This is a genomic window from Roseateles sp. GW821-FHT09H10, from assembly GCF_059415865.1.
The window spans coordinates 222057-240443 of record NZ_JBWKOB010000001.1 but is presented as its reverse complement, the minus strand read 5'-3'; the positions used below and the strand labels follow the sequence as shown (position 1 = coordinate 240443).

Sequence of the window (18387 nt, the reverse complement as noted above, 5' to 3'; positions counted from 1 at the left end):
CACACCTGACGGAGCTGCAATGAATCCCATCACCCTGATCACCGGCGGCAGCCGCGGCCTCGGCGCAGCCATGGCCCTGGCCCTGGCCCGCGACGGCCACGACATCCTGCTGACCTACCGTGACGCTGCCACCAAGGCCCAAGCCGTCGTCGACCAGATCCAGGCCCTGGGCCGGCGCGCCCTGGCCCTGCCGCTGGACGTGGCCGATGCCGCGAGCTTCCCGGCCTTCGCCGGGCGCGTGCAGGCGGGCCTGGCGGCCTGGGGCGCGAGCCGCCTCGACGGCCTCATCAACAACGCCGGCGCCGGCGCCCATGCCAGCTTTGCCGAGACCACGCCGGCCCAGTTCGACAGCATGCTGGCCATCCACCTCAAGGGGCCCTTCTTCCTGACCCAGGCCCTGCTGGCGCTGCTGGGCGACGGCGCCAGTGTCCTCAACATCTCCAGCGGCCTGGCCCGTTTCGCCATTCCCGGCTATGCCGCCTACGCGGCGATGAAGGGCGCCGTCGAGGTGCTGAGCCGCTACCAGGCCAAGGAGCTGGCCGCCCGCGGCATCCGCGTCAACACGCTGGCCCCCGGCGCCATCGCCACCGATTTCGGCGGCGGCGCCGTGCGTGACAACGCCGAGCTGAACCGCTTCGTCGCCTCGGTCACGGCCATGGGCCGGGCCGGCGAGGCCGAGGACATCGGCGGCGCCGCAGCGGCCCTGATGCGCCCGGGCGCCGGCTGGATCACCGGCCAGCGCATCGAGGCATCGGGCGGCATGTTCCTCTGACACCTCCAGCCCCTCTAACCCCCGCTCCCAGCGGGGCTGAGGCATCCACGGCGGGAGTGGCGCACGTATAAAGCGTGCGCCCCCAACACTTTGGAGATGCCATGCCCCGTCACGTCCTCCCGCTGGCCGCCACCGCCGCGCTGCTTTGCGCCTGCGCCACCGCGCCGATGGAACCCCTGGGCCCGCCGGCCAAGGAGACGATCTACGCCGTGACGGCGGCCAGCCAGCTGCTGGTGCAGTTCAATGCCGGCCAGCCGCAGAAGACCCTGTCCAGCAAGCCGCTGACCGGCCTCAATGCGGGTGACAAGCTCGTGGGCATCGACTACCGCGTCGCCAAGGGCCAGCTCTTCGGCCTGGGCGCCAGCGGCCAGCTCTACCGTATCGACACCAAGACCGGCGCCCTCACGGCTGTCGGCACGCCCAACGCCCTGCCCAGCGAGGGCGCCACCGAGTGGGGCTTCGACTTCAACCCCACGGTGGACCGCATCCGCGTCGTCAACGACGCCGGCTTCAATCTGCGCCTGCATCCCGACACCGGCGCCGTCGTCGACGGCAATGCCAACGAGCCGGGCGTGCAGTTCGATGGCCGCCTGGCCTATGACGCCGCCGACGCGAATGCCGGCAAGTCGCCCGCCATCGTCGCGGCCGGCTACACCTACAACAAGGACAACGACAAGATCACCACCAACTACGCGTTGGACGGCCGCCAGGGCGTGCTGGCACACCAGGGCACGAAGGAAGGCGTGCAGCCCCTCGTCTCGCCCAACACCGGCAAGCTCTACACCGTCGGCTCGCTGGGCATCGGCCCCTTCCAGCGCGCGACGCTGGACATCTCCGACGTGTCCAACGCGGCCTATGCGGCCGTCACGGCGGACGGCAAGTCGAGCTGGTACCGCATCGATCTGGCCACCGGCAAGGCGACACGCATCGGCACGGTCGACGCCGGCGCGGTGGTGGGCGCCGCGATCGAGCCCTGAGCATCCGCGGCGCGGCGGCCGCTGAGGCCGCCCAGCGCCAAGGCTAGGCCACGCCGCGGCCCTGCTGGCTGACGAAATAGGCCACCTTGCGGGCGCGCATGACCTCGCCCAGCGGGCGGTGCGCGGCCAGGGCCTGCCAGGGATCGAAGACGCCGGCCTCGACGCGGGAGACGAAGTCGACGTCGGTCGCCGGGGCTTCGAGCGTGAGTTCGGCCACATCGACAAAGGGCGCGACGGACTCTGGCCATTCGACCGAAGCGTCCTCCAGCGGCGTGCGCGCCTCGTCGACAAAGAACTGCAGCTGCAGGCGGTACTTCAGCGGCCCGGCAGCGGCCTGGGCGGCGAGGTCGCCGGCCCAGTCGCCATTGACTTCAGCGCGCGGCTTGAGCCCGGCCGGCGGCAGCAGCCGCACCTTGACGGCGGCCGGGCCGCAGCTGATGGGCAGGGTGCTGGCAAAGGCCTCGGTCGCGAAGCCCGTGAAGGGCTTGCCGGCCGTGGCGGCCAGCCTCTTGAGCTGCTTGAAGCCGCCGATGAGGCCGAAGGTCTTGAACATCCAGCCGATGACGGCGCCGGGGCTGCGGCCGGCCGCCTCCACCAGGCCGAAGAAATGCCGGCTGTCGGGAAAGGCAAAGGCCACCTGGTTGATCAGGGAGATGTCCTGGTGGTCGGTGCGGCCGCCCAGGGCCGCTTCGCCGTCGACGCCGAAGACCCGCATCGCGAACCCGCGGATGTCGGGCCGGCGGTTGCTCTGCTTGTCCATGGCGCCGTTGGACAGGCGCACCCACACCTCATGCTCGCCCGGCGTGGCGAAAAGGCCTTGGCGGGCCTGCTCGGGCAGGCCGTCCAGCACGCGCAGCCGGCCGCGCACGGCGGCCAGGGCCTTGCGGTGCAGGGCCCGGCCGGCGCCGTAGCGCTCGTCCTTGCGCTTCTGCATCGCGGCCATCATCTGGGCCGCCTCGGCATGGCGCGCGGCCTCGTCGGATGAAATGACTTCCTTCCAACCGGTGCCGATCGCAGCCATGGCGAGCTCCTGGGATCAGTGTTGGAGGATCTTGGCCAGGAAGTCCTTGGCGCGCGGCGAGCGCTCCTCGGGCTTGTTGAAGAAGTCGCTGCTGCTGCAGTCCTCGATGATCTTGCCGGCGTCCATGAAGATGACGCGGTTGCTGACCTTCTTGGCGAAGCCCATCTCGTGGGTCACGCACATCATGGTCATGCCCTCATGGGCCAGCTGCACCATCACGTCCAGCACTTCGCCGACCATTTCCGGGTCCAGGGCCGAGGTGGGCTCGTCGAACAGCATGACGATGGGGTCCATGGACAGCGCGCGGGCGATGGCCACGCGCTGCTGCTGGCCGCCGGAGAGCTGGCCGGGGAACTTGTCCTTGTGGGCGGAGAGGCCCACGCGGTCCAGCATCTTCAGGCCGCGCGTCTTGGCGTCGTCGGCCGAGCGGCCCAGCACCTTGATCTGCGCGATGGTCAGGTTCTCGGTCACCGACAGATGGGGAAACAGCTCGAAGTGCTGGAACACCATGCCGACGCGCGAGCGCAGCTTGGGAAGGTTGGTCTTGGGATCAGCGATGGAGATGCCGTCGACGACGATGTCGCCCTTCTGGAAGGGCTCCAGCGCATTGACGGTCTTGATCAGCGTCGACTTGCCCGAGCCCGACGGCCCGCAGACGACCACGACCTCGCCCTTCTGGATGTTCGTCGTGCAGTCGGTCAGCACCTGGAAGCTGCCGTACCACTTGGAAACGTTCTTGATGTCGATCATGGCGGACTCTTCTTATCGAATGATCTGGATCTTGGCCTGCAGCCGGCGGACCAGCATGGACAGGCCGAAGCAGATGACGAAATAGATGACGGCGGCGGTGAGGTAGGTCTCGACCGGACGGTTGAAGTTCTTGCCCGCGACCTCGAAGCCCTTCAGCAGGTCATAGGCACCGATGGCGTAGACCAGGGACGTGTCCTGGAACAGGATGATGGTCTGGGTCATCAGCACCGGCAGCATGTTGCGGAAGGCCTGGGGCAGCACGACGAGCTGCATGGTCTGGCGGTAGTTCATGCCGACCGCATAGCCCGCGAACACCTGGCCCTTGGGCACGCTCTGGATGCCCGCCCGCATGATCTCGGAGTAGTAGGCCGCCTCGAACAGCGTGAAGGTGATGATGGCCGACAGCTCCGCGCCGAGCGCCTTGCCGGTCAGCAGCGGGATCAGCAGGAAGAACCACAGGATCACCATCACCAGCGGGATGGAGCGCAGCGTGTTGACGTAGGCCGCCGCGGGCATCTCCAGCCAGGGCTTGCCGGACAGGCGCATCAGCGCCAGCAGCGTGCCCAGCACGATGCCGCCGATCATGGCGATCAGCGTCAGCTGGATGGAGAAGATGAAGCCCTTGGCAACGAAGCTGGAAATGACGTTCCAGGTGAGGAAGCTGAAGTCGAGATTCATCACTTGCCCCCCATCATGCCCGGCACGCGCAGCCGGTTTTCGATGACGAGGGCCACCCGGTTGATCGCGAAGGCGGAGATGAAGTACAGGCCGGTGACGGCGAGATAGATCTCGATGTTGCGCGAGGTTTCCTCGCTGGCCTGGATGGAGAACATCGTCAGCTCGGCGATGCTGACCGCGAAGGCCACCGACGAGTTCTTGACGATGTTCATGCTTTCGCTGGTCAGCGGCGGGATGACGATGCGAAAGGCCATCGGCAGCAGCACGTAGCGGTAGGTCTGCGGCAGGGTCAAGCCCATCGCCAGGCCCGCATAGCGCTGGCCCTTGGGCAGGCTCTGGATGCCGGCGCGCACCTGCTCGGCCACGCGCGCCGACGTGAAGAAGCCGAGCGCGAACACCACCAGGACGAAGCTCGGCACGGCACGCAGCGGCGTGAAGATCTCGGGCAGCACGTAATACCAGAGGAAGATCTGCACCAGCAGCGGGACGTTGCGGAACAGCTCCGTCCACGCATTGCCGATGAACACCAGCCCGCGATTCGGCGCGGTGCGCAGGATGCCCATCAGCGAGCCGACGCTCAAGGCCAGCACCAGCGCCAGCGCGGCGACGCTCACCGTCCAGCCCCAGGCCGACAACATCCATTGCAGATATGTGATGTCACCGTTGCTGCCAAAGCAACTGCCGATGACCTCCTGATCCAGGGTGTTCTTGCAGAACACCTGCCAGTCCCAACTCATCGCCCTCTCCTCAGCCTTCTATCTAAAGCAAAGCGGGTGCCAGGCACCCGCTTTGCGGTCTTTCAGATCAACGCGCGAATCACTTCTTCGCGGCGTAGTCTTCGGCGGGCTTGTCGTTGGGGTTGGCCCAGGCGTCCTTGGTCGCGGCGGACAGCGGCAGGCCGATCTTGGCGTTGGTCGGCGGGATGGGCTGCAGGAACCACTTGTCATAGAGCTTGGCCAGCTCGCCCGACTTCATCATGCCCTTGATGCTGTTGTCGACCGCGGTCTTGAAGGCCGGATCGTCCTTGCGCATCATGATGGCGATCGGCTCGACCGACAGCACTTCGCCGACGATCTTGAAGTCGTTCGGCGCCTTGGACGTCGCGATGTTCTTGGCCAGGATGGAGCCGTCCATGACGAAGGCGTCGGCGCGGCCGGAGTCCAGCAGCAGGAAGCTGTCGGCGTGGTCCTTGCCGAACACTTCCTTGAAGTCCACGCCCGTGGCGCGCTCATGCTTGCGCAGGGTCTGCACCGAAGTCGTGCCCGTGGTGGTCGCGACGGTCTTGCCGTTGAGCTGGCCGATGTTGGTGATGCCGGAGGCGGCCTTCACGGCGATGCGCACTTCCTCGACATAGGTCGTCACGGCGAAGGCGACATCCTTCTGGCGCGCTGCGGTGTTGGTGGTCGAGCCGCATTCCAGGTCGACGGTGCCGTTGACGGTCAAGGGGATGCGGTTGGCGGACGTGACCGGCTGGAGCTTGACCTCCAGCTTGCCGCCCACTTGCTTGCGCAGGTCAGCCACGATGTGATCGCAGACGTCGATGTGGAAGCCGACGAACTTGCCATCGCCGATGGTGTAGGACAGGCCGGACGACTCGCGCACGCCCAGGGTGATCGCGCCGTTGTCCTTGATCTTCTTCAGCGTGTCTTGTGCATGCACAGCCGAAGCGCCGGCGACCAGGGCCGCGACGAGCAGAACTTTCTTCATGGAGACTCCAACAACAGGAAGTGGATATCGATAACAGGCGTGAGCAGACCACGCCGTGCACTCAGCCCGAATACGGGTTTACACGATGCATGCGCATGCGGGATGAGGTCATGCCGCGGACGACAGGTAATCCCACAAAGCCAAGGAGGCAGGTTTCTGCCGGCGCGAAAGCTCGGGCTTTTCGCGGTAGATGCGCAGCTCCATGCTGACGCTGAAAGTCCCCGGCGCGGCGGCCGGCACGAGGCGCCCGCTGGCGATCTCCTTCTGCACCGAGCTGGCCGGCAGGAAGGCGAAGCCGTGGCCCTCGAGGGCCATGGCCTTCAGGCCTTCGGCCATGTCGGTCTCGTAGATGGCGTCCAGGTTCAGCGCGCAGTCGGCCTCTTTCACGATGAGCTCGACGAGACGGCCCAGATAGGCGCCCGAGGCATAGCTCAGGAAGGGGATCTTCTGCCCGGGCCGGCCCGGCAGGCGGAACATCGGCTCGCCCTGGCTGTCCGCCTTGGCATAGGGCGACAGCGTCTCGTGGCCCAGCGACACCATCTGGTAGCGCTCGGGATCCAGCTGCAGCGGCTGGCTGGCGTGGTGATAGACCAGCAGCAGATCGCAATTGCCTTCGCTGAGCTGCAGCATGGCGTCGTGCACATTGGCCGCGTTGAGCCTGCACTTGATCGCGCCGAAGCCGCGGCGCAGGCTCATCAGCCAGTGCGGGAAAAAGGAGAAGGCCAGCGAGTGCGGCACGGCGAACTCGATCATGTCCTGGTCGGCCGCCTGGTGGCTGCGCAGCATATTGCGCGTCGCCTGCAGATTGCCGAGCAGCTCGACCGCCTGCGCCAGCAGCGTGGCGCCGGCCGCCGTCAGCCGGGTCGGGTAGGACGATCGGTCCACGAGGTCGACCCCGGCCCAGGCCTCCAGGGCCTGGATGCGGCGCGAGAACGCCGGCTGGGTCACGTGGCGCAGCTGGGCGGAGCGGGAAAAGCTGCGCGTCTCGGCCAGGCTGACGAAGTCTTCAAGCCATTTGGTTTCCACCCGCGGCAGTGTAGCCAAGGCATTTGCCCGCCCTGCCCGAGCCGCCAAGCTCAGATATGCGCGCACGCCTAGCGCCATCCCCCCTAAGCGCGGCCCCTAGGACCCGCACTCCCCCTCAACTGAAGGGGCGGCGGCCGGCCCGGGATGAGGACCCTTGTTTACAGTCCGCCCACAACCCAACTCGAACAAACCTGCGGAGAACGCCATGCGCGCGATGAGCAAACTTCTGGCACTCGCCTTGACGGCCACCATGCAAACGGCCATGGCCGGTACCGTGACGCTGGACTTCGAGGATGTCCAGGCCATGGAGAAGCTGACCAACCGCTACGCCTCCAAGGGCGTCGTGGCCAGCGGTTCAGCGTTTGCCGCCACCTCCGAAGCCTGCAGCTACGGCCCGAACGGCGAACCCGGCACCATCAGCTTCGTGCGCAGCGGCAGCTGTGGCGCCCTCTACCTGGCTGAAGACTGGACCAAGCCCGCGGCCGCCGGCACCCGCAGCGTGACGATGGAACTGGCCGAAGGCTTCGACGCCCTGTCCTTCATCTACTCGGGCAGCACCCTGGGCATCAACCTGTCGGTCCATGTGTTTGACGCCGCCGGCAAGGAACTCGGCCTGGGCCTGACCGGCCTCACCGGCGCCAGCTGCTCCAACTTCGTGTTCTGCAACTGGTCCGGCCTGGTCAACCTGCCCTTCCAGGGCATCGCCCGCAGCGTCACCTTCTCGGCCAACGACCAGACCGTGCTGCTCGACAACATCAGCTTCCGCACCGCAGAGCCCGGCCGCCTGCCCGAGCCGGCCAGCGTGGCACTGGCCCTGGGCGCGCTCGCCGGCCTGGGCTGGACGCGCCGCCGCGCCGCTCGCTGAGCCTGCCTCTCCCGCAAGAACGACCGCCTCGGCGGTCGTTTTTCATTGGGCCGCCGCTATTCAGGCGGACATCCGCCGGGATGGCGGGAGCCGTCCCATGGACAAGAGATGCAGAGCCGGGCGGCGGGAGGCTTGAATCGCCATCCTCCGTCCCTATAATGCCTTTCTGCTAGCACTCAGTACATTCGAGTGCTAACGAAATCGGGCCGATTCCAAGGCCCCATTTTTTCGGCGCGCCGCAAAGTCCGCGGCCGCTCCAGTTCCAACTCTCAAGGAGATTCCATGAAGCTGCGCCCCCTGCACGATCGCGTGATCGTTCGCCGTCTGGAGCAAGAAACCAAGACCGCCTCGGGCATCGTCATCCCCGACAACGCCGCCGAGAAGCCCGATCAAGGTGAAGTCCTGGCCGTCGGCCCGGGCAAGCGCAACGACAAGGGTGAGTTCGTGGCCCTGAACGTGGTCGTCGGCGACCGCGTCCTGTTCGGCAAGTACTCCGGCCAGACCGTCAAGGTCGACGGCGACGAACTGCTGGTCATGCGCGAAGAAGACCTCTTCGCCGTCGTGCAGAAGTAATGGCTTGCGGGACAGACCGAAGCGCGCAGCGCGAGCTCTGTCCCCAACTGACTCAGAGAAATCGACTCTGACCCCAATTTAAGTACCCGGAGAATCAAATGGCAGCAAAAGACGTGATCTTTGGCGGCGAGGCTCGTGCCCGCATGGTTGAAGGCGTGAACATCCTGGCCAACGCGGTCAAGGTGACCCTGGGCCCCAAGGGCCGCAATGTGGTGCTCGAGCGCTCCTTCGGCGCCCCCACCGTGACCAAGGACGGCGTGTCCGTGGCCAAGGAAATCGAGCTCAAGGACAAGCTGCAGAACATGGGCGCCCAGATGGTCAAGGAAGTCGCTTCCAAGACCAGCGACAACGCCGGTGACGGCACCACCACCGCCACGGTCCTGGCCCAGGCCATCGTCCGCGAAGGCATGAAGTACGTGGCCGCCGGCATGAACCCGATGGACCTGAAGCGCGGCATCGACAAGGCTGTTCAAGCCCTGGTCGCCGAGCTGAAGAAGGCCTCCAAGGCCACCACGACCTCCAAGGAAATCGCGCAAGTCGGCACGATCTCGGCCAACAGCGACTCCGAAGTCGGCCGCATCATTGCCGAAGCGATGGACAAGGTCGGCAAGGAAGGCGTCATCACCGTCGAAGACGGCAAGAGCCTGGACAGCGAGCTCGACGTCGTCGAAGGCATGCAGTTCGACCGCGGCTACCTGTCGCCCTACTTCATCAACAACCCCGAGAAGCAAGCCGCGCTGCTGGACAACCCCTTCGTCCTGCTGTTCGACAAGAAGATCTCGAACATCCGCGACCTGCTGCCCACGCTGGAGCAAGTGGCCAAGGCCGGCCGCCCGCTGCTGATCATTGCTGAAGAAGTCGACGGCGAAGCGCTGGCGACGCTGGTGGTCAACACCATCCGCGGCATCCTGAAGGTCGTCGCCGTCAAGGCTCCTGGCTTCGGCGACCGCCGCAAGGCCATGCTGGAAGACATCGCCATCCTGACCGGCGGCAAGGTCATCGCCGAAGAAGTCGGCCTGACGCTCGAGAAGGTCACGCTGGCCGACCTGGGCCAGGCCAAGCGCGTCGAAGTGGGCAAGGAAAACACCACCATCATCGACGGCGCCGGTGCCGCTGGCGACATCGAAGCCCGCGTCAAGCAAGTGCGCATCCAGATCGAGGAAGCCACCAGCGACTACGACCGCGAGAAGCTGCAAGAGCGCGTGGCCAAGCTGGCCGGCGGCGTGGCCGTCATCAAGGTCGGTGCTGCCACCGAAGTCGAGATGAAGGAAAAGAAGGCCCGCGTCGAAGACGCGCTGCACGCCACGCGTGCCGCCGTTGAAGAAGGCATCGTCGCCGGTGGCGGCGTGGCCCTGCTGCGTGCCAAGCAATCCGCTGGCGAGATCAAGGGCGACAACGCCGACCAGGACGCCGGCATCAAGCTGGTCCTGAAGGCCATCGAAGCCCCGCTGCGCGAGATCGTCTACAACGCCGGTGGCGAAGCCTCCGTCGTCGTCAACGCCGTGCTGGCCGGCAAGGGCAACTACGGCTTCAACGCCGCCAACGACACCTATGGCGACATGATCGAGATGGGCATCCTGGACCCGACCAAGGTGACGCGCACTGCCCTGCAGAACGCCGCTTCGGTCTCGTCGCTGATGCTGACGACCGAGTGCATGGTCGCCGAGTCCCCCAAGGACGAAGCCGCCGGCGGCGGCATGCCTGGTGGCATGGGCGGCATGGGTGGCATGGGCGGTATGGACATGTAAGACCTCGCGTGCCAGACCTGACCGGGTACTCCCGGGCTGCTCTGGCACCGACTGGTTTTGTCCTTGCGGGACAGAACTGACGGGCGTACTCGCCCGGCTGCTCTGTCCCCAACTGGTCAAGCATTCAAAAGGGGGCTGCGCGAGCGGCCCCCTTTTCTTTTGTCCTTGCCCAGCTCAGTCGTCGGCCCGCGCCGCCGAGCGCTTGAAGGTGTAGGTCAGGCCAATGCCGACGCTGGCGCCGGTGGTCTGGCGCACCAGCGGGCTGGCGCGGTTGGCCGCGCCGGCCACGCTGTCGACGCGGCCGAAGGCGAAGGCGCGCAGGTCTGGCGTCAGCTGGTGGGACACGCCGCCCTTGAGCCGCCAGGCGATCAGCCCGGCCCGGGCCGCGTAGGCCGGCCGCTCGGGCAGAGCATCGCCCGGCTCGACGGTGTAGTAAGTCGCGCCCAGGCGCCGGTCGCCGAACAGCAGGCCCGCGCTGAGCCCATAGCTCCAGCCGGTGCGGGAGCGGCTCTCCAGCCCCAGTTCAGGCTCCAGCGTCATGCCGCGGTGGCGGCGCAGATCGCCGGCCTCGAACACACCTCGCAAAGGCAGCTCGAAGGTCAGGCGCTGGGCGGCATCGCGGCCGTTCAGATACCAGCGTCCCACCGGCCCGAACTCCACCAGCGAGCGCAGCCGCGGCATGCCCTCGCGAGCTTTCAAAGCCTTGCCACCGGAGCTCAGCGAGCCCGCGAAGGACACGTCCAGCTCGAAGCCCTCGGTGCGGATCGCGCGCAGGCCGGCGCCGTCGTCGTCGGCCCTCAGCACCTTGCCGCGGTAGATGAAGTAGGGCAGCAGCGGCGTGCGCGTGACCTGCTCGTCGGCGCCCGGATAGGCCTGCTGGGAGAGAGCGCCGGCCGCCACACCCACTTCCCAGAGCGGCAACTCGGTGCGCCGGGGCGCGGCTTCGTCGGCATGGACAAGGGTGGCGGCACAGGCCAGGCTGAATCCGAGAAGGCGCTTCATGGCGGGATCAGGTGTGGAGACGCGCGCATCATGCCTGCGCCGCCGGGTTGCACTCGAGCGGCGAGGGGGCCGGCCCGGCCGGACGGCGGCTGTTGTGGGCAACCGACAGCCGGCCCCGAGACACGCGTACGGCACGCAAAAGCGTGAAAAGCTGCTGAAGAGACTCGTTTGCCCTGTGGTTGGGGGGTCAGTAAGCGAGGGCAACACCCCGGGACGCACCGGCGCTGCGCCGGATAATCCCGTCACGCCCCTCGATAGCGTCCATGCCTTTCAGCCCGCATCCTCACCACCTGCTCGACCACGCGCTGACCGAAGCCGGCCCGATGGCCCGCGACCTGCTCAACAGCGTGCAGGACGAACTCGACGCCCAGCCCCAGCACTTTCCGCTGCGTGAGGCCTGGCGCAAGGTGCGCGCGCATTTCTCCAGCGATTTCGAGGGCAAGCTGATCGAGCTGCTGCAGGCCGGCCGGCGCGGCGACGATCCCCTGCACCGTGCACCCGCCCAGCTGGGCGGCCTGGAGAGCCTCAGCCTCGTCGACGAGCATCAGGCCCTGCAGGACGTGGCCATCGCCCATGTGGCCCATGCCGCCGAGGAGATGAGCCGGGCCGAGCTGCACCAGATCGGCAACTTCTTTGCCGCCCTGCGCGGCACCGCGCGCGCCCGCGAACGCGACAACCCGCTGCGTCCGGCCCTCTATGCCCATGCACTGCACCACGCGCTGGCCTCCAGCCCCCTCGGCGCCCAGGTCCAGTACGAGCTGATGCGCGTGGCGGCCGCGCCGCTGGCGCGCTCGCTGAACCGCCTCTATGTGCAGGCCTGCGCCACCCTGCACGCCGCGGACATCAGCGACATGGTGGCTTCCCACGGCCATGCCAGCACCGACCCGCTGGCCCACCAGCGCCTGGCGGCCGCCCGCGGCGTCGGCACCCGTCCGCCCGCCCATGGCACGCTGGACGGCCTGTCGCGCCGCGTCGACGCCGTCAATTCCAGGCCCCAGGGCCTGACGCCGCACGGCCCCGTCACCCAGCGCGACCCGCTGGCCCCCGCCCCCTTCGTGCGCTCGACCGGCCCGGACATGCTGAGCCGGCTCTACGACCAGATTCTGGCCGATCCGCGCCTGCTGCCGCCGCTGAAGGCGCTGCTGGCGCGGCTGCAGATCGCCGTCGTGCGCCTGGCGCGCAGCGACTCCATGCTGCTGCGCCGCCAGGACCACCCCACCTGGGCGCTGCTGAACCGCGTCGCCGCCCATGGCATGGCCTTCGAGCGCGCCGACGACCCGCGCCTGGTCGACTTCCTGCGCTTCATGGAAGCTGAGTCCCAGCTGCTGGTCGACGCGCCGACGCCCACCGCCCTGCTCTTCCAGCAGGTGCTGGCGCGCGTGGACACCCATATCGACCACCAGGCACGCCAGAGCAGCGAGCGCAATGCCGTCGCGCTGGCGGCCCTGGAGCGCGAGCAGCAGCGCAGCGAATGGCGCGACCTGATCCGCGAGCAGATCGACCACCAGATCGCCGGCGCGCCGCTGGGCCCGCGCATGCACCGCTTCCTGCAGACGTCCTGGGTCGACGTCATCGTCGCCGCCATGGTGCGCTACGGCCGCGACTCGCGCGAGGCCCACGCCGAGATGGAGATGGTCGACAGCGTGCTCGAGAGCCTCATCACGCCGCGCGACCTCGCCGACCGCGAGGCCCTGCGCATGCGCCTGCCCGTCCTCATCGAGAGCCTGGTCGCCGGCTGCGACAGCATCCAGCTGTCCGAGGCCAAGCGCGAGCCGGCCCTGACCGAGCTGATGGGCCAGCATGCCCGCCTGCTGCGCGGCCTGCCGGCCCTGGACCCGTCGGAGCGCCGTCCGACCGCGCCGCCGGCGGCCTCACCCACGCCGGGCAACGCCGCGCCGGCCTCGGCCGACGAGATCGTCAAGCGCCTGATGGAGGAGCGCGACTCCCAGGTGCCCTCGCACTGGCTGAGCGCCGACGTCGACCGCGGCGAGCTGCCGACGGTGCCGGTGCAGCTCTACAACGAACACGATTCGCCCGATGCCCGCGCCGCCCTGCAGCGCTGGATCGACGGCCTGCAGATCGGCCGCTGGTTCCATCTCTTCATCCAGGGCGACTGGCACACGGCCCAGGTGGCGTGGATCAGCGAGGGCCGCCAGTTCCTGCTCTTCGTCGGCCGCGACTCCGAGGTGCGCCTGCCGCTGACGCGGCGCGCCCTCGAGGCCCTGCTGTCCAACGGCCTCATCACGGCGCTGGAGGACGACAACGTCGTCCAGCGCGCCGTCGACACGCTGATGAGCGACCTCGACGGGGGCTGAGGCCTCAGTCCTCTTCAGGCTCCAGCGGCTCCTGCGCCGGCTGGGCCAGCACCGATTCCGGCACTTCGCCCGGCAGCTTGTGGTCCAGCACCCATTCGCGCAGGGCCAGGGCCACATCGCCGACGCCGCTCTTCTTCAGCGCGGAGAACAGCGTCACGGCCACGTCGGAGTGCTCGGTCGTCAGGCCGGCCAGGAAGTCGGTCGTCGTGCGCAGCACGGCGTCCGCCTCCTTGCGGTTGAGCTTGTCGGACTTGGTCAGCAGCACCAGCAGCCGGATCTCGCCGGTGGCCACGCGGGCGGCGACGAACTCCAGCAACTGCCGGTCCAGGTCGGTCAGGCCCAGGCGCGAGTCCGCCATCAGCACGACGCCGGACAGGCTGCGCCTGACCGCCAGGTAGTCGGCCATGACCTTCTGCCAGCGCAGCTTGGCCGACTTGTTGACGGCGGCATAGCCATAGCCGGGCAGGTCGGCCAGCAGGGCGTCGGCCGCGTCCTTGGGGCCGAGCTCGAAGAGGTTGATGTGCTGGGTGCGGCCCGGCGTCTTGGAGGCGAAGGCCAGGCGCTTCTGCTGGGCCAGGGTGTTGATGGCCGTGGATTTGCCGGCGTTGGAGCGGCCGACAAAGGCGATCTCGGGCAGCTCGGTGGCGGGCAGGTGAACCAGCTGGCTGGCGGTGGTCAGGAAGCGCGCGGTATGCGTCCAGGCCAGGGCCAGCTTCTCGGTCAGGGGTTCCGAGGCGGAGGCCTCAGGGATTTCGTTGGTCATGGCAGGGTCGGACGCTGTGATTCAGCATTGTAAAATTCTCGGGTTGCGCCCTTTGAGACCCAATAAATCCATGAAGACTGTCGCTCTCCTCCTGTCGAGTCTGATGCTGGCCGCCACGGCTCATGCGAACGAGCCCGCCGCCGCTGCGGCCAAGCCCGACCTCGGCAAGGGCGGCAGCATCTCCTCCCAGGTCTGCGCCGCCTGCCACACGGCCGACGGTTCGCGCGGCAGCCCGGCCAATCCCATCCTGCAGGGCCAGCACCCCGAATACCTGGCCAAGCAGCTGGCCGAGTTCAAGAGCGGCAAGCGCAAGAACGCCGTCATGCAGGGCATGGCCGCGCCGCTGTCGGAAGACGACATCCGCAATGTCTCGGCCTTCTACGCCTCCAAGACGGCCAAGCCCGGCTTCGCCAAGAACAAGGACAGCGTCGCCCTGGGCGAGAAGATCTACCGCGGCGGCATCGCCGAGCGCAATGTGCCGGCCTGTGCGGGCTGCCATTCGCCCACGGGTGCCGGCATGCCGGCCCAGTACCCGCGCATCGGCGGCCAGCACGGCGACTATGTGGAGGCGCAGATGGTGGCCTTCCGCAGCGGCGCGCGCGCCAACAATCCGGTCATGACCACCGTCGCCGCCAAGATGAACGACAAGGAAATCAAGGCGGTTTCCGACTACATCGCCGGCCTGCGCTGAACCTCACGCAAGCCTCGAGGAACGAAGGCCGGTGAACTCCACCGGCCTTTTTTGTTGCTGATCCCCTGATGTCCGCCACCGCCGCCCGCTCCTCGACCGCCCGCGAACTGCTGGACCTGCTCGCGTCCATGCGCTTCGCCATCACGCTGCTCAGCGTGATCTGCATCGCCTCGGTCATCGGCACCGTGCTGCGCCAGAGCGAGCCCATGGGCAACTATGTCAACCAGTTCGGCCCCTTCTGGGCCGAGGTGTTCGGCAAGCTGGGGCTGTACACGGTCTACAGCGCGCCCTGGTTCCTCGTCATCCTGGCCTTCCTGGTGCTGTCCACCAGCCTGTGCATCGCCCGCAACGCGCCCAAGATCCTCGTCGACCTGAAAAGCTACAAGGAGGGCGTGCGCGAGCAGTCCCTGCAGGCCCACCACCACAAGGCCATCGGCGAGCTGCACAGCAACCCGCAGATGGCCCTGGCCGAGATCGGCAAGGCCCTGACCGCCCTGGGCTGGAAGGCCCGCGTGCAGCAGCGCGAGAACGGCACCATGATCGCGGCGCGCCGCGGCGCGGCCAACAAGATCGGCTACCTCGCCGCGCACTCGTCCATCGTGCTCATCCTCATCGGCGGCGTGCTGGACGGCAATGCCATGGTCAAGCTGGCCATGTGGGTGCAGGGCAAGCAGCTCTACACCGGCTCGGGTTTCACGTCGGACATCAAGCCCGAACACCGCCTGTCCACCGGCAACCCGAGCTTCCGCGGCAATGTCTCGGTGCCTGAGAAGCAGCGCCAGGGCATCGCCGTGCTCAGCCTGCCCAGCGGCGTCGTGCTGCAGGACCTGCCCTTCGACATCGAGCTGAAGAAGTTCATCGTCGACTACTACCCCACCGGCATGCCCAAGAGCTTCGCCAGCGACATCGTCATCCATGACGGCGGCACGCGGCGCGAGGCCACCGTCAAGGTCAACGAGCCCGTCATCCACCAGGGCCTGGCCATCTACCAGAGCAGTTTCGAGGACGGCGGCAGCAAGCTGGAGATCCAGGCCATGCCGCTGGCCAGCACCGGCACGCCGGTCAAGATCAGCGGCCGCGTCGGCACCAAGCTGGCCTTCGGCGACCAGACGCTGGAGCTCGACGGCCTGCGCGTCATCAACGTCGAGAACCTGGCCAATGACAGCAGCAGCAGCGCCAACGCCAGCGGCGCCGACGTGCGCAAGGTCGACCTCGGCGAGCGCCTGAGCAAGCACCTGGGCAGCGGCGCCAAGACCAGCGGCGAGAAGACCCTGCACAACGTCGGCCCCAGCTTCAGCTACAAGCTGCGCGACGCCGCCGGCCAGGCCCGCGAATACAACAACTACATGCTGCCCGTGGAGCTGGACGGCAACAAGCTCTTCCTCGCCGGCGTGCGCGACACCCCGGCCGAGAACTTCCGCTATCTGCGCATGCCCGCCGACGAGAACGGCGAGCTGGCCGGCTGGCTCCGCCTGCGCCAGGCCCTGGCCGAGCCGGCCCTGCGCGAAACCGCCGCGCGCCGCTACGCCGCCGCCGCCACGCCGCCCAACCAGCCCCAGCTGACGCCGCAGCTGCAGGTCACCGCCCAGCGCGCGCTGACGCTGTTCTCGGGCGCCGCCGCCAAGCCCGGCGACGAGGTCAAGGGCGGCCTGCCGGCGCTGTCGCAGTTCATCGAGCGCGACGTGCCCGAGGCCGACCGCCAGCGCGTCTCCGAGGTGCTGCTGCGCATCCTCAACGGCAGCCTGTTCGAGCTGCACCAGCTCGCCCGCGAGCGCGCCAGGCTCCAGCCCGCCGGCACCGACGCTGCGACCCAGGGCTTCATGACCCAGGCCGTGCTGTCCCTGTCCGACAGCCTCTACTACCCCTCGCCGGCCCTGCTGCAGCTGGACAACTTCGAGCAGGTCCAGGCCAGCGTCTTCCAGGTCGCCCGTGCCCCTGGTCAGAAGCTGGTCTATCTGGGGGCTATCCTGCTCATCATCGGCGTCTTCGCCATGCTCTATATCAAGGAGAGGCGGCTGTGGGTCTGGATCGCCCCCAGCGCCGACATGGGAGGCTCTCAGGTGCGCATGGCCATGTCCAGCACCCGCGAGTCGCCCGACAACGCCACGCTGTTCGCCCAGCTCCAGGCTGCTGTGCTCAAGGATCACGCATGAACACCACCACCTTCGATCTGCCGCGCCGCCATGTCCTGCAGCGCCGCGACATCCTCGACTGGGTCTTCGCCGCCCTGGTGCTGCTCGGCGGCGGCTATGCCTTCAGCCGCTACCAGGCCAGCATGGACGGCTACGAGCAGGGCATCCTGCTGTGCGCCATGCCGGCCCTGATCGCCTTGGGCTGGTTCTGGAAGCCGCTGCGCCTGCTCAGCCTCACGGCCGGCGCGGCCACGCTGGGCGCCATCGCCCTCTACACCCAGCAGCCAGATGCCTTCGGCGCCGACCTGGCCGCCGGCGAAAAGGTCTTCTGGCTGAAGTACATGCTGTCCAGCCAGAGCGCCATCTTGTGGATGAGCCTGTGCTTCTACCTCAGCATGCTCTTCTACTGGGGTGGCTTCTTCACCGGCGCCGGCCGCGACAGCATGGCCGAGACGGTGGGCTCCAAGCTGGCCTGGGGCGGCGTGCTGATGGCTCTGATCGGCACCCTGGTGCGCTGGTACGAGAGCCACCAGATCGGCCCCGACATCGGCCACATCCCCGTCAGCAACCTCTACGAAGTCTTCGTGCTGTTCTGCTGGATGACGACGCTGTTCTATCTCTACTACGAGCAGCGTTTCGCGACGCGCTCGCTGGGCGCCTTCGTCATGCTGGTCGTCAGCGGCGCCGTCAGCTTCCTGCTCTGGTACACGGTGGCCCGCGAAGCCCAGGAGATCCAGCCCCTGGTGCCGGCCCTGCAGAGCTGGTGGATGAAGATCCATGTGCCGGCCAACTTCGTCGGCTACGGCAGCTTCGCGCTGGCGGCCATGGTGGCCCTGGCCTATCTGCTGAAGACGGCGGCGACGCGCTCGCTGTGGATTGGCCTCGTGGCCATGCCCGTCGGCATCGTCGCGCTGATCCTGGCCGTGCGCTTCGGCGCCACGCTGGAAGCCGCCACCGTCACCGGCCTGGACGCCTGGGCGCGCAAGATCGCCGGCGTCGCCGTCTTCCTGGCCATCGCCGTCGCGCTGCGCAGCCGCCTGACGGCCCGCCTGCCCGAGCTGACCCAGCTCGACGACCTGATGTACAAGGCCATCGCCCTGGGTTTTGCCTTCTTCACCATCGCCACCATCCTGGGCGCCTTCTGGGCCGCTGAGGCCTGGGGCGGCTACTGGAGCTGGGACCCCAAGGAGACCTGGGCCCTGATCGTCTGGCTGAACTACGCAGCCTGGCTGCACATGCGGCTGATGAAGGGCCTGCGCGGCGCCGTGTCGGCCTGGTGGGCGCTGGTCGGCCTGCTGGTGACGACCTTCGCCTTCCTCGGCGTGAACATGTTCCTATCTGGCCTGCACAGCTACGGTACGCTGTAG

General features: G+C 67.8%; 17 protein-coding genes. 9 read left to right on the top strand and 8 right to left on the bottom strand.

The window, feature by feature from the left end:
- The first annotated feature begins 19 nt into the window (after positions 1–19).
- Both AC07OY_RS00980 and AC07OY_RS00975 read left to right on the top strand, forming a co-directional pair.
- Complete coding sequence (locus tag AC07OY_RS00980) at positions 20–772, top strand: SDR family NAD(P)-dependent oxidoreductase (RefSeq protein WP_495040664.1); 753 nt, start codon at positions 20–22, stop codon at positions 770–772.
- 101 nt (positions 773–873) lie between these two features.
- Complete coding sequence (locus AC07OY_RS00975) at positions 874–1749, top strand: DUF4394 domain-containing protein (RefSeq protein ID WP_495040663.1); 876 nt, start codon at positions 874–876, stop codon at positions 1747–1749.
- A 43-nt stretch (positions 1750–1792) separates the two neighbouring features.
- Here the strand turns inward: AC07OY_RS00975 and AC07OY_RS00970 are convergent, their stop codons facing one another.
- The 6 genes from AC07OY_RS00970 to AC07OY_RS00945 all read right to left on the bottom strand — a co-directional run bounded on the left by AC07OY_RS00970 (position 1793) and on the right by AC07OY_RS00945 (position 6931).
- Positions 1793–2770 (bottom strand): catalase family protein, encoded by a 978-nt coding sequence (locus AC07OY_RS00970; RefSeq protein WP_495040662.1) that lies wholly within the window; start codon positions 2768–2770, stop codon positions 1793–1795.
- Positions 2771–2785: 15 nt separating this feature from the next.
- Positions 2786–3520, bottom strand: a complete 735-nt coding sequence (locus AC07OY_RS00965; protein ID WP_495040661.1) for an amino acid ABC transporter ATP-binding protein — start codon at positions 3518–3520, stop codon at positions 2786–2788.
- A 12-nt stretch (positions 3521–3532) separates the two neighbouring features.
- A complete protein-coding gene (locus AC07OY_RS00960; RefSeq protein ID WP_495040660.1) occupies positions 3533–4198 on the bottom strand; it encodes an amino acid ABC transporter permease in 666 nt (221 codons plus the stop codon).
- Positions 4198–4935 carry an amino acid ABC transporter permease gene (locus AC07OY_RS00955; RefSeq protein WP_495040659.1) on the bottom strand — a complete coding sequence of 246 codons (738 nt, stop codon included), beginning with the start codon at positions 4933–4935 and terminating at the stop codon, positions 4198–4200. The genes AC07OY_RS00960 and AC07OY_RS00955 overlap by 1 nt, the downstream gene beginning before the upstream one ends.
- Positions 4936–5014: 79 nt before the next feature.
- Positions 5015–5905, bottom strand: a complete 891-nt coding sequence (locus AC07OY_RS00950; protein ID WP_495040658.1) for an amino acid ABC transporter substrate-binding protein — start codon at positions 5903–5905, stop codon at positions 5015–5017.
- 108 nt (positions 5906–6013) lie between these two features.
- A complete protein-coding gene (locus AC07OY_RS00945; protein WP_495040657.1) occupies positions 6014–6931 on the bottom strand; it encodes a LysR substrate-binding domain-containing protein in 918 nt (305 codons plus the stop codon).
- A gap of 214 nt (positions 6932–7145) precedes the next feature.
- Here AC07OY_RS00945 and AC07OY_RS00940 point away from each other — a divergent pair, with 214 nt between their 5' ends.
- From AC07OY_RS00940 to groL, 3 genes are all read left to right on the top strand, one after another.
- Positions 7146–7796 carry a hypothetical protein gene (locus AC07OY_RS00940; protein WP_495040656.1) on the top strand — a complete coding sequence of 217 codons (651 nt, stop codon included), beginning with the start codon at positions 7146–7148 and terminating at the stop codon, positions 7794–7796.
- A 282-nt stretch (positions 7797–8078) separates the two neighbouring features.
- Positions 8079–8369 (top strand): co-chaperone GroES, encoded by a 291-nt coding sequence (locus AC07OY_RS00935; protein WP_056202831.1) that lies wholly within the window; start codon positions 8079–8081, stop codon positions 8367–8369.
- A 98-nt stretch (positions 8370–8467) separates the two neighbouring features.
- Positions 8468–10117: a chaperonin GroEL gene (groL, locus tag AC07OY_RS00930; RefSeq protein WP_495040655.1), complete on the top strand. Its 1650-nt coding sequence runs from the start codon at positions 8468–8470 to the stop codon at positions 10115–10117.
- A gap of 174 nt (positions 10118–10291) precedes the next feature.
- On the opposite strand, the gene AC07OY_RS00925 is transcribed toward groL, so the two are convergent.
- A complete protein-coding gene (locus AC07OY_RS00925) occupies positions 10292–11119 on the bottom strand; it encodes a MipA/OmpV family protein (protein WP_495040654.1) in 828 nt (275 codons plus the stop codon).
- 263 nt (positions 11120–11382) lie between these two features.
- Between AC07OY_RS00925 and AC07OY_RS00920 the strand changes: the two genes are divergently transcribed.
- Positions 11383–13434 (top strand): DUF1631 family protein, encoded by a 2052-nt coding sequence (locus AC07OY_RS00920; RefSeq protein WP_495040653.1) that lies wholly within the window; start codon positions 11383–11385, stop codon positions 13432–13434.
- A gap of 4 nt (positions 13435–13438) precedes the next feature.
- Here the strand turns inward: AC07OY_RS00920 and yihA are convergent, their stop codons facing one another.
- Positions 13439–14197 carry a ribosome biogenesis GTP-binding protein YihA/YsxC gene (gene yihA, locus AC07OY_RS00915; RefSeq protein WP_495040652.1) on the bottom strand — a complete coding sequence of 253 codons (759 nt, stop codon included), beginning with the start codon at positions 14195–14197 and terminating at the stop codon, positions 13439–13441.
- Positions 14198–14267: 70 nt separating this feature from the next.
- On the opposite strand from yihA, the gene AC07OY_RS00910 reads away from it, so the two are divergent.
- The 3 genes from AC07OY_RS00910 to ccsB all read left to right on the top strand — a co-directional run bounded on the left by AC07OY_RS00910 (position 14268) and on the right by ccsB (position 18387).
- Complete coding sequence (locus AC07OY_RS00910) at positions 14268–14888, top strand: c-type cytochrome (RefSeq protein WP_495040651.1); 621 nt, start codon at positions 14268–14270, stop codon at positions 14886–14888.
- 68 nt (positions 14889–14956) lie between these two features.
- Positions 14957–17041 carry a cytochrome c biogenesis protein ResB gene (locus AC07OY_RS00905; RefSeq protein ID WP_495040650.1) on the top strand — a complete coding sequence of 695 codons (2085 nt, stop codon included), beginning with the start codon at positions 14957–14959 and terminating at the stop codon, positions 17039–17041.
- Positions 17038–18387 carry a c-type cytochrome biogenesis protein CcsB gene (gene ccsB, locus AC07OY_RS00900; RefSeq protein WP_495040649.1) on the top strand — a complete coding sequence of 450 codons (1350 nt, stop codon included), beginning with the start codon at positions 17038–17040 and terminating at the stop codon, positions 18385–18387. Before AC07OY_RS00905 ends, ccsB begins: the two co-directional genes overlap by 4 nt.